Source organism: Rahnella victoriana (assembly GCF_004330295.1).
GTDB classification, from domain to species: Bacteria; Pseudomonadota; Gammaproteobacteria; order Enterobacterales; family Enterobacteriaceae; genus Rahnella; species Rahnella victoriana.
Window position 1 is genome coordinate 43,834 of the sequence record NZ_SJOJ01000008.1, and the last position, 13,183, is coordinate 57,016.

Here is a 13,183-nt window from a genome sequence, read left to right on the forward strand (position 1 = left end):
TGCTCTCCTGATAAAGTTAAACTCTTTTAGTAAATAACTTGCCAAAGACTAGTATAGACCTGCTATCAGTCACCGTGAGAAACTAATTAAAGCTAGATTTCTCAATGTGTTGTCTTTGTCTCTTTATTTGCTCAAAGAGCTTTCAGTAATGAAGCACCTGTGTAGTCAAAAAGTTGTCATCCGGCGACATAAATGAACATTTGTTCTACAAGTACCGCTGAGTGACTATGCACTGAGATTACCTATTTGTGGGCAGGGTTAATTTGATCTGGATCACTAAACCATAATGCTGACACCTTTCAGCAGGGGGTAGGTGCGATCGATTATCAAATTTGCTCAAATTGAATACAATTTATCTGTGATTTGTGTCGTTAAAATTACGCTGTTTTAACAAAAGTGGTATTCACTGCTTTTTAATCAAATTCTGGTGATAAAAGTTGTGAATCGGCGTGGCGCCTTTACTGCAATTCCAGTACATTAGCGCCCATCAAAACCTTCATCTGCTGGCATAATTGTGCGGAGTTCTGCGTGAGCCAATCTTTATTAGATTTTTCAGGGTATATCAAATTCTTTGTCGGGCTGTTTGCGTTGGTCAACCCTGTGGGGATTTTGCCCGTGTTCATCAGCATGACCAGTTATCAGGCGGCAGCAGGGCGCAATAAAACCAATATGACGGCAAACCTGTCGGTAGCCATTATATTGTCGACCGCACTTTTCCTGGGCGACGCGATTTTACATCTGTTCGGCATCTCCATTGATTCGTTCCGCATTGCGGGCGGCATTCTGGTGGTGACGATCGCGATGTCGATGATCAGCGGTAAACTCGGTGAAGATAAACAGAACAAGCAGGAAAAATCAGAAACCGCGATCCGTGAAAATGTCGGTGTCGTGCCTCTTGCGCTGCCGCTGATGGCCGGACCCGGTGCGATCAGCTCGACGATTGTCTGGAGTTCGCGCTATCACAGCTGGCCAAATCTGCTGGGGCTGACGCTGGCCATTATTTTCTTTGCGTTTTGTTGCTGGCTGTTGTTCCGGGCGGCACCTTTACTGGTTCGCCTGTTGGGTCAAACCGGGATTAACGTTATTACCCGTATCATGGGACTGTTACTGATGTCTCTGGGCATTGAATTTATTGTGACAGGCATTAAAGCGATTTTCCCGGGCCTGCTTTAATCCCTTCGTCCCCGAATTATCACGGAAACACTTATGGATTTCCGTGATAATTATTACCCTTCCTTATAATGCAATGCATTAATATAGTGCAGCTAATGACGTAATTAAGAGCGATTGCACCCAAATGTGGCGTAAAGCCCTGTCTCATTCTTCTTTTTAATCCAAGTCTTCATTTCTTCTAATAAACTTAGCGAATATTTCGCTAAACCCCCCTCTTTATTGCCCGCTTTGGCGCTAATTTATCCACATCATTCTGTAAGGCTTGTGCATGCCGTATCGAGATGTTATTAGTGTTAATACAGCAGTTAACAGGTGTTTATCCTTGAAAACCTCTGAATGTTAACTGATTGTATCAGGATGCTTCCTGAGCAGCCCGCAACCTGAATTTCGCGCCAAAACCTGACATAAAGATGATGTAATACAACGGGTTGGGATAGCGTTTTGAGTATTGCTCAACCGGGGTGCTTTACGGTCTGTAACCGGTAAAAGAGAATTGCGTAACAAATTTGCAAAATTTATTGGCGCCGGTATCAGGCTTCTGATAATTTTCAAATCGCCTTCAAAAATGGAATTTTGTTAAGCGGAATGCTCTAAGTGAGAATGAATCTTGCTAGAGACAGAAAGATAGAAGCCATTTCATTTGTTTTTGGAGAGTGTCGTGTCGCATTGCCTGCCACAAAATTATCCTCACCTGCTTTTTGCGAAAAGAAAGCCGGGTATTGCGCTGACGACATTGCACGGCCTGCTGTTAACTCTGTCTGTTCAGCAAAACAACTCTTCAGCTTATCTTCTGATTAATTGATTTCGGGCGCTTAACCGCGAAGGACTTTCTGTTGCCCTAAGTCGGGCGAATAAGAAAATAATATTGTTAAGGTTCGGAATAACAGTATGTGATTACCTGGTGCGCGGTGAAATGCAGTTTTATTGCGCACGGGGTGGATCTAATGGAGTGGGGTCATCCTTAACGACCCCGGAAACCGCATGGCGAACAACAGCCAGACGTTTCAAGCGCATTATCAGGTAATACATGCAGTAATAGGGGACAGCCATCTGCGGGTGGCAACAACATGGGGGGCCTTTCTTGAGCAATTCGTTCCTGCTTTTGAAACCCATTGACCCAGCAAGGGTTTATCTTGCACCCCGGCGTGCAAGTTCATAATAAAAACTGGAGTTGAAATACAATGACCAACATCACAAAAAAAAATCTGCTGGCTGCCTGCATTCTTGCTGCAGTGAGCTCAGTTTCCATCAATAACGCATTCGCGGCGAATGTGCCTGCAGGCGTGACACTGGCGGCTAAACAGGAGCTGGTGCGTAACAACGGTTCTGAAGTTCAGTCCCTGGACCCACATAAAGTCGAAGGCGTACCGGAATCCAACGTGATCCGTGATCTGCTGGAAGGTCTGGTGAATACCGACAGCAAAGACGGCAGTGTGATCCCGGGCGTCGCTACCACCTGGGACAACAAAGATTTTAAAGTCTGGACCTTCCACCTGCGTCCGGATGCAAAATGGTCAAACGGCGACCCTGTCACTGCGGCGGATTTCGTGTACAGCTGGCAGCGTCTGGCTGATCCAAAAACAGCCTCTCCGTATGAAAGCTACCTGCAATACGGTCACATCGAAAACATCGATGACATCATCAGCGGTAAGAAAAGCCCTGATACTCTGGGTGTGAAAGCGATTGACGACCATACCCTGCAGGTGACCCTGACCGAACCTGTTCCTTATTTCGTAAAAATGCTGTCTCACACCGCGATGAAACCGGTAAACAAAAGTGTTGTGGAGAAATTTGGCGACAAATGGACCCAACCAGAAAACTACGTGAGCAACGGCGCTTACAAACTGAAAGCCTGGACCGTCAACGAACGTATCGTTCTTGAACGCAGCCCGACTTACTGGGATAACGCGAAAACCGTGATCAACCAGGTCACTTACCTGCCAATCTCTTCAGAAGTGACTGACGTTAACCGCTACCGCAGCGGCGAAATCGACATGACCTACAACAACATGCCGATCGAACTGTTCCAGAAGCTGAAAAAAGAAATCCCAACTGAAGTTCACGTTGACCCGTATCTGTGTACTTACTACTACGAAATCAACAACCAGAAAGCCCCGTTCACTGACTCACGCGTGCGTGAAGCTCTGAAACTGGGTCTGGATCGCGACATCATCGTCAATAAAGTGAAAGCACAGGGCGACCTGCCAGCGTATGGCTATACCCCGCCTTACACTGACGGTGCAAAACTGACGCCTCCGGCCTGGTTCAAAGAAACTCAGGCACAACGCAACGAGCAGGCTAAAAAATTGCTGGCCGAAGCAGGTTACACGTCTGCCAAGCCTCTGACTTTCGAACTGCTGTATAACACCTCTGATCTGCACAAAAAACTGGCTATCGCCGCTGCCGCTATCTGGAAGAAAAACCTGGGTGTTGACGTGAAACTGGTTAACCAGGAATGGAAAACCTTCCTGGACAGCCGTCATCAGGGTAACTTCGATATCGCCCGTGCAGGCTGGTGCTCCGACTATAACGAGCCTTCTTCCTTCCTGAACACCATGCTGTCTGACAGCAGCAACAACACTGCCCACTATAAGAGCCCGGCGTTTGATAAAGACATCGCTGACACTCTGACAGTGAAAACCGATGACGAACGCGCGGCGCTGTATCAGAAAGCTGAAACCCAGCTTGATAAAGACTCTGCCATTGTCCCTGTCTATTACTACGTGAACGCGCGTCTGGTGAAACCTTACGTCGGCGGTTACACCGGTAAAGATCCACAGGACAACGTCTACGTGAAAGATCTGTATATCATCAAACACTAATCCATCAGTGTCCGGGCAAGGCATCCCCGAGCTGCCTTGCTCGTTCTATTTTGATGAAGGTAATGATTTCAGCACCGGCTTTCGGCGCTGAAACAAAGAGCCACCACGATGTCCTTTGTTCAGGGGCATCGTGACCAAGCCAAAAACTATCAAGCTGTAGTGACAGGCTTAGAAACAGGTACGGGCAATGTTAAAGTTTATTTTACGCCGCTGTCTGGAAGCGATTCCGACGCTATTCATTCTGATCACCATTTCGTTTTTTATGATGCGTCTCGCACCGGGCAGCCCTTTTACGGGTGAGCGTAATCTTCCGCCAGAAGTCATGGCGAACATTGAGGCGAAATATCACCTCAATGACCCAATGTATAAGCAGTATTTCCACTATTTAGAACAACTGGCAAAAGGCGATTTCGGCCCGTCGTTCAAATATAAAGACTACACAGTGAATGACCTGGTGGCGGCGTCGTTCCCGGTTTCAGCAAAACTGGGTCTGGCGGCATTCATCATGGCGATTGTGTTTGGTGTGAGTGCAGGGGTGATTGCAGCACTGAATCAAAACACCAAATGGGATTACACGGTGATGGGCATTGCGATGACCGGGGTGGTTATCCCCAGTTTCGTGGTCGCGCCGTTACTGGTGCTGATATTTGCCATTACGCTTAAATGGTTGCCTGGTGGCGGCTGGAACGGCGGTGGCACGAAATATATGATCCTGCCGATGGTGGCACTTTCACTGGCTTATATCGCCAGTATCGCGCGTATCACCCGGGGTTCGATGATTGAAATCCTGCACTCCAACTTCATCCGTACAGCACGTGCCAAAGGGTTGCCGCTGCGCCGCATTATTTTGCGTCACGCACTGAAACCTGCCTTGCTGCCGGTATTGTCATACATGGGACCGGCCTTCGTAGGGATTATCACCGGTTCGATGGTCATCGAGAGCATTTTCGGATTGCCAGGTATCGGCCAGTTGTTTGTTAACGGGGCATTAAACCGTGACTACTCCCTGGTACTGAGCCTGACCATTTTAGTGGGCGCATTAACCATTTTGTTCAATGCGATCGTCGACGTGCTGTATGCCGTCATCGACCCGAAAATCCGTTATTAATGCCGGAGTACGTCAATGATGTTAAGTAAGAAAAATAGCGACGTCGTGGAAAACTTCAGCGAAAAACTGGAAGTTGAAGGCCGCAGTTTGTGGCAGGATGCCCGACGCCGTTTCATGCACAACCGTGCTGCGGTCACCAGCCTGATCGTACTGGCGTTTATTGCGTTATTCGTGGCATTTGCCCCGATGTTATCGCAGTTTGCCTACGACGATACTGACTGGAATATGATGTCAGCGGCACCGGATTTCGCCTCTCACCACTATTTCGGGACTGACTCCTCAGGCCGTGATTTGCTGGTACGCGTGGCGATTGGTGGACGTATTTCCCTGATGGTTGGTGTGGCGGCTGCGCTGGTGGCGGTGATCCTCGGTACACTGTACGGATCCCTGTCCGGCTATCTGGGCGGTAAAATTGACTCCGCGATGATGCGTCTGCTGGAAATTCTCAACTCCTTCCCGTTCATGTTCTTCGTGATCCTGCTGGTGACCTTCTTCGGGCAAAATATCCTGCTGATTTTCGTGGCGATCGGGATGGTGTCCTGGCTCGACATGGCACGTATCGTGCGCGGTCAGACCCTGAGCCTGAAACGTAAAGAATTCATCGAAGCGGCGCTGGTCAGCGGTGTGAGCACGCGAAATATCGTGTTGCGCCACATTGTGCCAAACGTGCTGGGTGTCGTGGTGGTGTATGCCTCACTGCTGGTACCGAGCATGATCCTGTTTGAATCCTTCCTGAGCTTCTTAGGATTAGGGACACAGGAGCCACTGAGCAGCTGGGGCGCGTTATTAAGCGATGGTGCCAACTCGATGGAAGTTTCACCTTGGTTACTGCTGTTCCCGGCAGGCTTCCTGGTTGTAACTCTGTTCTGTTTCAATTTTATCGGCGATGGCCTGCGTGATGCCCTCGACCCGAAAGATCGTTAAGGAGTGCAACCATGAGCACGATTGAACATATGCCCGCTTCTGCACTGCAGAATGCGAAGGGCAGCCAGACGCTTCTGGATGTCAAAGATTTACGTGTCACCTTTGAAACGCCTGACGGCGATGTCACGGCGGTTAACGATCTGAATTTCGACCTGCGTGCCGGTGAAACCTTAGGCATCGTCGGCGAATCCGGTTCCGGTAAATCCCAGACCGCGTTTGCCCTGATGGGCCTGCTGGCCAGCAATGGTCGCATCGGAGGTTCGGCGAAATTTAATGGTCGTGAAATCCTCAACCTGCCGCAAAACGAGCTGAACAAGCTGCGCGCAGAACAGATTTCGATGATTTTCCAGGATCCGATGACCTCTCTCAACCCGTACATGCGGGTCGGCGAGCAACTGATGGAAGTCCTGATCCTGCACAAAAAGATGAGCAAACGCGAAGCGTTTGAGGAATCCGTACGCATGCTGGATGCGGTGAAAATGCCGGAAGCCCGCAAGCGTATGAAGATGTTCCCGCATGAATTCTCCGGTGGTATGCGCCAGCGTGTGATGATTGCGATGGCATTGCTGTGCCGTCCAAAATTGCTTATTGCCGATGAGCCAACGACCGCCCTGGACGTGACCGTTCAGGCGCAGATCATGACCTTGCTTAATGAACTGAAGTCTGAGTTCAATACCGCCATTATCATGATTACCCACGATCTGGGTGTCGTCGCCGGGATCTGCGACAAGGTGCTGGTGATGTACGCGGGGCGTACGATGGAATATGGCCGTGCCCGCGATGTTTTTTATGAGCCGTGCCATCCGTATTCTATCGGTCTGCTCAATGCGGTTCCTCGTCTGGATGCTGAAGGCGGCGCGATGCTGACCATTCCGGGCAACCCGCCAAACCTGCTGCGTCTGCCAAAAGGCTGTCCGTTCCAGCCCCGCTGCCCGTATGCGATGGATATTTGCGCCTCAGCGCCACCGCTGGAGCGTTTCGGTGATGGTCGCCTGCGTGCCTGCTACAAGCCGCTGGAGGAACTGGTATGACAGACAACACAATCATGAACAGCGCGGCGATGAACACTCACGCCCCTGAGAAAAAAGTGCTGCTCGAAGTGGCCGATCTGAAGGTTCATTTCGACATCAAAGACGGAAAACAATGGTTCTGGCAGCCTTCGAAAACCCTGAAAGCGGTGGATGGTGTCACCCTGCGTCTTTATGAAGGTGAAACGCTGGGCGTGGTCGGTGAATCCGGTTGCGGTAAATCCACCTTTGCCCGTGCGCTGATTGGGCTGGTGAAAGCCACCGACGGTCGTGTGGCCTGGCTGGGCAAAGATCTGCTGAACATGTCGGATAACGAATGGCGCCACACGCGCAGCGATATCCAGATGATTTTCCAGGATCCGCTGGCGTCCCTTAATCCGCGTATGACCATCGGTGAAATCATTGCCGAGCCGCTGAAAACCTATAATCCGAAAATGCCTCGTCTTGAGGTGAAGGAAAAAGTGAAGGCAATGATGTTAAAGGTCGGGCTGCTGCCTAACCTGATTAACCGTTACCCGCACGAATTTTCCGGCGGTCAGTGTCAGCGTATTGGTATCGCGCGCGCCCTGATCCTTGAGCCGAAACTGATTATCTGTGATGAGCCGGTTTCTGCGCTGGATGTGTCCATTCAGGCGCAGGTCGTCAACCTGCTGCAACAACTGCAACGCGAGATGGGATTATCCCTGATCTTCATCGCGCACGATCTGGCGGTGGTTAAACACATTTCTGATCGCGTTCTGGTGATGTACCTCGGGCATGCCGTCGAGCTGGGGACGTATGATGAGGTGTATAACAATCCTCAGCATCCGTATACCCGTGCGCTGATGTCTGCGGTGCCGGTGCCGGATCCGGATAAAGAGCGCAATAAAGTGATTCAGTTACTGGAAGGGGAGTTACCTTCGCCGATCAACCCGCCATCAGGCTGCGTGTTCCGTACCCGTTGCCCGATTGCCGGACCTGAATGTGCGGTGACCCGTCCGTTGCTGGAAGGCAGCTTCCGCCACGCGGTGTCCTGCCTGAAAGTCGATCCGCTCTGATTGTTTTCCTCAGACGCAATGCATAAAAAAACCTGCCAGTGGCAGGTTTTTTTTCGTCTTCGTTTTCTTTACGTATCGTTCTGCTACGTCATTCAGATGGGATTAAAGCTGCAATTGAATGAATCCCCGGAAGCTGACTTATGTCAGTGACCGGGGTGAATGAAAGCCGCCAACACAGCGCCAGTCTGAAGGACGACGGAGACGGTTATTCTTTCCAGAGGATATGGCAAAGCTTATGGTCTTTCTCGCGACACAAAAGAACACGCGCGAAAATATCATTGATTGGCTGATCTTCCGCGTCAGCCAGACCGATCACCACTTCAGCAAAGAAGTCCGGGTTCAGGTCGAAATCCACATGCTCGACCCAGTCTTCTGCCGGGTCATATAATTCAGCGCCGCCGCGTTCTTCAAATTGCAGATTGAAGATCAGGATATCTGCCGGATCAAGGTTATCTCCGGCCAACTCCAGAAAGATGTCATAGGCTTGTTCAAGCGTTTCGTCTTCGGTCAGGCGATTATTCAGGTCCATATCATTCTCGTTTACAGATGAGTGTATTCTGGCTCTTGCAAGCCGGTACTGGGGGTATTACATCATGCCCGACGCGGCATTTACAGCAGCGGACTGAAAAAGTAGAACAAACGTTCGACGATGCGGTGCCAGAACGGGCGTTTAATCCAGGCTTCAACATCCAGCAGATGTGAGCGGGCAATGTAATCGTCCTGCACGCGCCCGAGATCATCCCCAAAACCGGCATCGTCAATCACCAGTGTTATCTCAAAATTGAGCCACAGGCTGCGCATATCCAGATTCACGGTGCCCACCAGACTGAGCTGACCATCAACCAGCATACTTTTGGTATGCAGTAAGCCATCTTCAAACTGGTAAATTTTGACCCCGGCTTCCAGCAACTCGCCAAAGAATGATTTACTGGCCCAGCCCACCATCATCGAATCGTTTTTCATCGGCAGGATGATACTGACATCAACCCCGCGCTGTGCCGCAGTACAAATCGCATGTAACAAATCATCGCTGGGGACCAGATACGGCGTGGTCATCACCAGTCGCTCGCGGGCCGAGTAGGTGGCGGTCAGCAGTGCCTGGTGGATCATATCTTCCGGGAAGCCGGGACCGGAGGCGATAACCTGAATGGTATGGCCGCTCTCCTGTTCGAAGGGCATCTGATTGCTGTCAGGTTCCGGCGGCAGAATACGCACGCCGGTTTCAATTTCCCAGTCACAGGAATAGACAATGCCCATGGTGGTCGCGACGGGGCCTTCCATACGGGCCATCAGATCGATCCACTGACCGACGCCAGCATCCTGCTTGAAGAAACGCGGGTCGACCATGTTCATGCTGCCGGTATAGGCGACATAGTTGTCGATCAGCACCACTTTACGGTGCTGACGCAAATCCATGCGGCGCAGGAACACACGGAACAAATTAACCTGCAAGGCTTCGACCACTTCAATACCGGCGTTGCGCATCATTGCCGGATAAGGGCTGCGGAAAAAGGCGACGCTGCCTGCGGAATCCAGCATCAGGCGGCAATGAATACCACGGCGCGAGGCGGCCATCAGCGATTCGGCGACCTGATCAACCAGACCGCCCGGCTGCCAGATATAGAACACCATCTCGATATTGCTGCGGGCCAGTTCGATATCGCGCATCATGGCATGAAGCACATCATCGCTGGTGGTCAGCAGTTGCAACTGATTACCTTTTACGCCAGCAATGCCCTGACGGCGTTCGCACAGCTGGAAAAGTGAGGCGGCAATTTCACTGTTTTCGGTGGCAAAAATACGCTTGCAGTCTTTGAGATCATTCAGCCAGCGGGCGGTTGAAGGCCACATGGCTTTCGCCCGTTCAGCACGGCGTTTGCCTAAGTGCAGTTCACCAAACGACAGATAGGCAATAATACCGACCAGCGGAATGATGTAGATGATCAGCAACCATGCCATCGCGGAAGGGACCGCCCGGCGTTTCATCAGAATACGCAGGGTGACGCCGGCAATCAGTAACCAGTAACCGAAAACCAGAAGTCCGCTGATTACTGTATAAAATGTTGTCATAAAGGCGAAAAGTCCTGTTCGCAAGCCATTGGCGTGAGTGTACGTGAAAGGGGCAACCTTTTAACTAACTTTATCCGGCCAATCAATCGGCTACCTCTTAAATCGCTATCCGCTCAGTAAATTGCCACTGCCCTGACTTCAAGGTTAGCTGATAACGGGGAGAAAGGACAAAAACAAGACTTGGATCACACCGCCATCGGCCTATAATGTCCCCGCAGTTTTTTCCGCTAAAAGACACTTAAAGACATTCTTCCGTTAAAGAAGCAGCGACGGCATCACGGGACATAAGTGAATGAAACGCAGTAGAAATGAAGTTGGCCGGTGGCGGATGTTACGCCAGACCCAGCGCCGGAGAAGCCGCTGGCTGGAAGGTCAGTCAAGACGCTATCGTCACATCTATCGTATTCGCCAGATCCACCATCAGCAGCATCAGCGCCTGTCTTTGTATGCCGTTAACTACGAATGGAATGCCTGATTACCGGGATTTAGGCTGAAACAGCGCGCCACATTTTTTGCAGACCAGCGTTGAGTTTTTGCGCACTTTTGCACTCATCTGTTCGGCAACATAACCGCATTCCGGGCAGGTGACCTTGGTGGTCGTACTGGTTAGAAACTTCAATCCGTCGAAGAATGACATATTGCTTACCTCATGGGCAGGGGTAAGCATCCTAGCACACAAGCGATGAAAGCAATGTGACGGCATTCGGGGAAATCGCGCCATGGGTATTATGCTATGGCGCGGGATGGCAGAAATCAGTCGAAAAGCTCTGAAAGGAAACTCTTCTTTTTATAGGGTTTTTGCGAGGAATAATGCCCGCGATTGTCGTAATTGCCTTGCGGGCGGTGATCGTCCCGGCGGTCGCGTTCCTCGTAGCGCGGCGTTGCTGGCCGCTCTGCGGACTGCGATGCAGCCGATTTCTCGATGATTTTATCCAGCTCACCGCGATCCAGCCACACTCCGCGACAGTCAGGACAATAATCGATTTCAATGCCCTGACGTTCGGACATCACCAGCTGACTTTCTTTGCATACCGGACATTGCATATCAGGTTCTCCGCTCAACGGTTAAAGAAATAGGGCGCAGGTAAGTGTGTGAGTAACCGGATATTTAGACAATCAACTGACGTAAGCAAAAGTAAAGTTGATTAAAGAGTGGCACGGCGGGGGAAGCAGGGCATCGGGCAGTTCGGAAAACTGCCCGCAAAACATCAGAATACGCGTTTGAATGGCTTCACGGTGACGGATTTGTACACGCCTGCCGCGACGTAAGGATCCGCATCAGCCCAGATTTTGGCGTCTTCCAGCGTTTCAAACTCAACCACCAGCAGGGAACCTGTCATTCCTGCCGCGCCCGGATCTTCGCTGTCGATGGCGGGCGTCGGCCCGGCAATCAGCACGCGGCCTTGCTCGTGCAGGTTTTTCAGGCGTTCGATATGAGCAGGGCGGGCAGCAGCGCGTTTTTCCAGTGAATCTGATACATCTTCAGAATAAATCACGTAAAGCATGAGTCACCTATCAATGGGTTTATGAAGTCCTGTGCGGCAGCCTGTGGCCGCCTGACGATTTTACAGAATTAACATAGCTAAACCTGAAGCCGGGGGAAAGCGCTTTGCGTGGGATCAAAGCAAAGGTTATTTGAGAATAGTTGTCATCTCGGTGTTGAATATGATTGCTATTTACATTTAAACTTGCGGCTTCACGGGGAAAATGAATCATTATGCCGCTAAAAAAGTTTAGATTTATCCGCAAGGTGACGGTGCCTGTCGCGCTGGCTGTCAGTTTACATGTCGCTGTTATCGCTGGCGTGTTGTATATGACGGTCGGCGAGTCAATAAAATTACCGAGCCAGGATCAGAAAGTGATGAGTGTGACGATGGTCAATCCGGCGGATTTTGCGCCCCCACCGCCGCCTCAGCCTGAACCGACGCCGCCACAACCTGAGCCTGAGCCGGAAGTGGTGCCTGAGCCGCCACCGCCGCCGGAAGCCGTGGTCATTCCGGAACCGCCGAAGCCTAAGCCGAAACCGGTGAAAAAGCCGGTGGTGAAACCGAAGGTGAAGCCGGTTGAACGTCCGGTAGAAAGACCGACCCAGACAGTCCAGACGCCGGTGACCAGTAATCAGCCACTGACCAAACCGGTGAGTCAGCCGCCTGCGTCTTCCAATGCCAAAAGCGACACCGGGCCGCGACCGTTGCAGCGCGGACAGCCGGGTTATCCGGCACGTGCGCTGGCGTTACGCATTGAAGGCCGTGTACGCGTGCAGTTCGATGTGGACAGCGATGGCCGCGTGCAGAATATCCGGGTGCTGTCAGCCGAACCGCGCAATATGTTTGAGCGTGAGGTAAAACAGGCGATGAACAAGTGGCGCTATGAACCTAAAGCGGCCAGCAACTTAATCGTGAATCTGGTGTTCAAAATTAAAGGCGGCACTTCTGTCGAGTAAGCCGACACCGCGGTGTTTGCCCCAATAAAAAAGGTCGCCTCTGAAGGCGACCTTTTTACTTTCTGAAGAGCCGGTTCGTCACTCAGTCCTGAGAAACGCCTTCCGAGTCGACACTGAAATTGCTGCGTCCGTCAGGTAACTGGCGCGATTTGCCTTCGTCATCGACGGCGACATAGGTAAACACCGCCTCAGTGGCTCTGTAACGCTGTCCTATCGGCTCGGAAGAGACTTTCTTCACCCACACCTCAACATTGATGGTAATCGAGCTGTTGCCGGTACGGATGCAGCGTGCGTAACAGCACACCACATCACCGACGGCCACCGGCTTGAGGAAGGTCATCCCGTCAACACGCACAGTCACCACGCGACCCTTGGCGATTTCCTTCGCCTGGATCGCGCCGCCCATATCCATTTGCGACATCAGCCAGCCGCCGAAGATATCACCGTTTGCATTGGTGTCAGCCGGCATTGCCAGCGTACGCAGAACCATTTCACCATTGGGTAAGCTATGTTTTTCGTTCATACGATAAAATTCACAGTGCTCAACAAACTGAAAAAGTAAGGCCTTTCAAAGAAAG

Annotated in this window: 15 protein-coding genes; 9 read left to right on the forward strand and 6 right to left on the reverse strand. The window is 51.1% G+C overall.

Annotation, left to right across the window (positions count from 1 at the left end; genetic code table 11):
* Positions 1-528: 528 nt before the first annotated feature.
* From EYY67_RS08555 to oppF, 7 genes are all read left to right on the forward strand, one after another.
* Complete coding sequence (locus tag EYY67_RS08555) at positions 529-1,173, forward strand: YchE family NAAT transporter (RefSeq protein WP_013575947.1); 645 nt, start codon at positions 529-531, stop codon at positions 1,171-1,173.
* A gap of 981 nt (positions 1,174-2,154) precedes the next feature.
* Positions 2,155-2,289, forward strand: coding sequence for a hypothetical protein (locus EYY67_RS24825; RefSeq protein WP_268247531.1), 135 nt, complete (start codon positions 2,155-2,157; stop codon positions 2,287-2,289).
* 65 nt (positions 2,290-2,354) lie between these two features.
* Positions 2,355-3,995: an oligopeptide ABC transporter substrate-binding protein OppA gene (gene oppA / locus EYY67_RS08560; protein WP_095921641.1), complete on the forward strand. Its 1,641-nt coding sequence runs from the start codon at positions 2,355-2,357 to the stop codon at positions 3,993-3,995.
* A 187-nt stretch (positions 3,996-4,182) separates the two neighbouring features.
* Positions 4,183-5,103 carry an oligopeptide ABC transporter permease OppB gene (oppB, locus tag EYY67_RS08565; RefSeq protein WP_095921642.1) on the forward strand — a complete coding sequence of 307 codons (921 nt, stop codon included), beginning with the start codon at positions 4,183-4,185 and terminating at the stop codon, positions 5,101-5,103.
* 15 nt (positions 5,104-5,118) lie between these two features.
* Entirely contained in the window at positions 5,119-6,027 is a 909-nt protein-coding gene (oppC, locus tag EYY67_RS08570; RefSeq protein ID WP_095921643.1) for an oligopeptide ABC transporter permease OppC, read from the forward strand.
* A 29-nt stretch (positions 6,028-6,056) separates the two neighbouring features.
* Positions 6,057-7,058, forward strand: a complete 1,002-nt coding sequence (oppD, locus tag EYY67_RS08575; RefSeq protein ID WP_195817028.1) for an ABC transporter ATP-binding protein — start codon at positions 6,057-6,059, stop codon at positions 7,056-7,058.
* Between the two features lie 29 nt (positions 7,059-7,087).
* Positions 7,088-8,092 (forward strand): murein tripeptide/oligopeptide ABC transporter ATP binding protein OppF, encoded by a 1,005-nt coding sequence (gene oppF, locus EYY67_RS08580; protein ID WP_095925114.1) that lies wholly within the window; start codon positions 7,088-7,090, stop codon positions 8,090-8,092.
* A 205-nt stretch (positions 8,093-8,297) separates the two neighbouring features.
* Here oppF and EYY67_RS08585 read toward each other — a convergent pair whose 3' ends face one another.
* Entirely contained in the window at positions 8,298-8,621 is a 324-nt protein-coding gene (locus tag EYY67_RS08585) for an HI1450 family dsDNA-mimic protein (RefSeq protein WP_013575941.1), read from the reverse strand.
* An 80-nt stretch (positions 8,622-8,701) separates the two neighbouring features.
* Positions 8,702-10,162 carry a cardiolipin synthase gene (gene cls / locus EYY67_RS08590; RefSeq protein ID WP_095921645.1) on the reverse strand — a complete coding sequence of 487 codons (1,461 nt, stop codon included), beginning with the start codon at positions 10,160-10,162 and terminating at the stop codon, positions 8,702-8,704.
* 292 nt (positions 10,163-10,454) lie between these two features.
* On the opposite strand from cls, the gene EYY67_RS08595 reads away from it, so the two are divergent.
* Positions 10,455-10,637 carry a YciY family protein gene (locus tag EYY67_RS08595; RefSeq protein ID WP_095921646.1) on the forward strand — a complete coding sequence of 61 codons (183 nt, stop codon included), beginning with the start codon at positions 10,455-10,457 and terminating at the stop codon, positions 10,635-10,637.
* Here EYY67_RS08595 and EYY67_RS24485 read toward each other — a convergent pair whose 3' ends face one another.
* From EYY67_RS24485 to EYY67_RS08605, 3 genes are all read right to left on the reverse strand, one after another.
* The gene (locus tag EYY67_RS24485; protein WP_162928688.1) at positions 10,638-10,799 is read right to left on the reverse strand and encodes a YnfU family zinc-binding protein; all 162 of its coding nucleotides are present in this window, start codon (positions 10,797-10,799) and stop codon (positions 10,638-10,640) included.
* A 116-nt stretch (positions 10,800-10,915) separates the two neighbouring features.
* Positions 10,916-11,206 carry a TFIIB-type zinc ribbon-containing protein gene (locus EYY67_RS08600; RefSeq protein ID WP_095921647.1) on the reverse strand — a complete coding sequence of 97 codons (291 nt, stop codon included), beginning with the start codon at positions 11,204-11,206 and terminating at the stop codon, positions 10,916-10,918.
* A 164-nt stretch (positions 11,207-11,370) separates the two neighbouring features.
* A complete protein-coding gene (locus tag EYY67_RS08605; protein ID WP_119827363.1) occupies positions 11,371-11,667 on the reverse strand; it encodes a YciI family protein in 297 nt (98 codons plus the stop codon).
* A gap of 212 nt (positions 11,668-11,879) precedes the next feature.
* Here EYY67_RS08605 and EYY67_RS08610 point away from each other — a divergent pair, with 212 nt between their 5' ends.
* Positions 11,880-12,605: an energy transducer TonB gene (locus EYY67_RS08610; protein ID WP_131693317.1), complete on the forward strand. Its 726-nt coding sequence runs from the start codon at positions 11,880-11,882 to the stop codon at positions 12,603-12,605.
* Positions 12,606-12,687: 82 nt separating this feature from the next.
* Here the strand turns inward: EYY67_RS08610 and yciA are convergent, their stop codons facing one another.
* Positions 12,688-13,128, reverse strand: coding sequence for an acyl-CoA thioester hydrolase YciA (gene yciA / locus EYY67_RS08615; protein WP_095921650.1), 441 nt, complete (start codon positions 13,126-13,128; stop codon positions 12,688-12,690).
* Positions 13,129-13,183: the final 55 nt, after the last annotated feature.

Coding starts and splice junctions, on each gene's coding strand:
- EYY67_RS24825 (WP_268247531.1), top strand. CDS start 2,155: ATGGCGAACAACAGCCAGACGTTTCAAGCGCATTATCAGGTAATACAT.
- oppA (WP_095921641.1), top strand. CDS start 2,355: ATGACCAACATCACAAAAAAAAATCTGCTGGCTGCCTGCATTCTTGCT.
- oppB (WP_095921642.1), top strand. CDS start 4,183: ATGTTAAAGTTTATTTTACGCCGCTGTCTGGAAGCGATTCCGACGCTA.
- oppC (WP_095921643.1), top strand. CDS start 5,119: ATGATGTTAAGTAAGAAAAATAGCGACGTCGTGGAAAACTTCAGCGAA.
- oppD (WP_195817028.1), top strand. CDS start 6,057: ATGCCCGCTTCTGCACTGCAGAATGCGAAGGGCAGCCAGACGCTTCTG.
- oppF (WP_095925114.1), top strand. CDS start 7,088: ATGAACACTCACGCCCCTGAGAAAAAAGTGCTGCTCGAAGTGGCCGAT.
- EYY67_RS08585 (WP_013575941.1), bottom strand. CDS start 8,621: ATGGACCTGAATAATCGCCTGACCGAAGACGAAACGCTTGAACAAGCC.
- cls (WP_095921645.1), bottom strand. CDS start 10,162: ATGACAACATTTTATACAGTAATCAGCGGACTTCTGGTTTTCGGTTAC.
- EYY67_RS08595 (WP_095921646.1), top strand. CDS start 10,455: ATGAAACGCAGTAGAAATGAAGTTGGCCGGTGGCGGATGTTACGCCAG.
- EYY67_RS24485 (WP_162928688.1), bottom strand. CDS start 10,799: ATGTCATTCTTCGACGGATTGAAGTTTCTAACCAGTACGACCACCAAG.
- EYY67_RS08600 (WP_095921647.1), bottom strand. CDS start 11,206: ATGCAATGTCCGGTATGCAAAGAAAGTCAGCTGGTGATGTCCGAACGT.
- EYY67_RS08605 (WP_119827363.1), bottom strand. CDS start 11,667: ATGCTTTACGTGATTTATTCTGAAGATGTATCAGATTCACTGGAAAAA.
- EYY67_RS08610 (WP_131693317.1), top strand. CDS start 11,880: ATGCCGCTAAAAAAGTTTAGATTTATCCGCAAGGTGACGGTGCCTGTC.
- yciA (WP_095921650.1), bottom strand. CDS start 13,128: ATGAACGAAAAACATAGCTTACCCAATGGTGAAATGGTTCTGCGTACG.